This window comes from Bacillus sp. VA15 (assembly GCF_055721145.1).
Genome location: NZ_JBVQPQ010000055.1, coordinates 1 through 383, shown reverse-complemented (window position 1 = coordinate 383; position 383 = coordinate 1). Strand labels below are relative to the sequence as shown.

General features: G+C 60.3%; 2 protein-coding genes. One reads left to right on the top strand and one right to left on the bottom strand.

Annotated features, from left to right (window positions below):
* Nucleotides 1–223, top strand: a 223-nt coding sequence (locus AC0DBE_RS21735; RefSeq protein WP_472963790.1) for a hypothetical protein, incomplete at its 5' end; no start/stop codon positions are given.
* Here the strand turns inward: AC0DBE_RS21735 and AC0DBE_RS21730 are convergent.
* Nucleotides 220–345, bottom strand: coding sequence for a hypothetical protein (locus tag AC0DBE_RS21730; protein ID WP_472963788.1), 126 nt, complete (start codon nucleotides 343–345; stop codon nucleotides 220–222). The genes AC0DBE_RS21735 and AC0DBE_RS21730 overlap by 4 nt on opposite strands.
* Nucleotides 346–383 lie beyond the last annotated feature (38 nt).

The following is a 383-nucleotide window of genomic DNA, read 5'->3' as shown; positions in this document are numbered from 1 at the left end:
CGTGACGGCAAGCGGACCAGCTTTAACTGAGACAGTTCGCGTGACAGATACCGCGACGACAACTGCTTCCCAGCAAGCCAACGCTGCCGCTGCAGCCTCGACGGTTACAACGACGGCGACAACCACGGAGACTGAGCGCGTCGTATCCACGACAACTGAGCTAGCCACGACCAGCATTGTGCAGGCTACAACAGTGACGGCTCCCGTTGCGGCTTCGACCTAGACGGTTCGCGTGACAGAGACTGCGACGACGACTGCTCCAGCGCAGGCCAATGCCGATATTGCGTCGCAGTCAGCCGCCGGAGCTACTGTCACCACAACCGCAACCGAGAACATTGTATCCACTCTCACCCAGGTCTCCGCCACGACGACAACCGCAACTG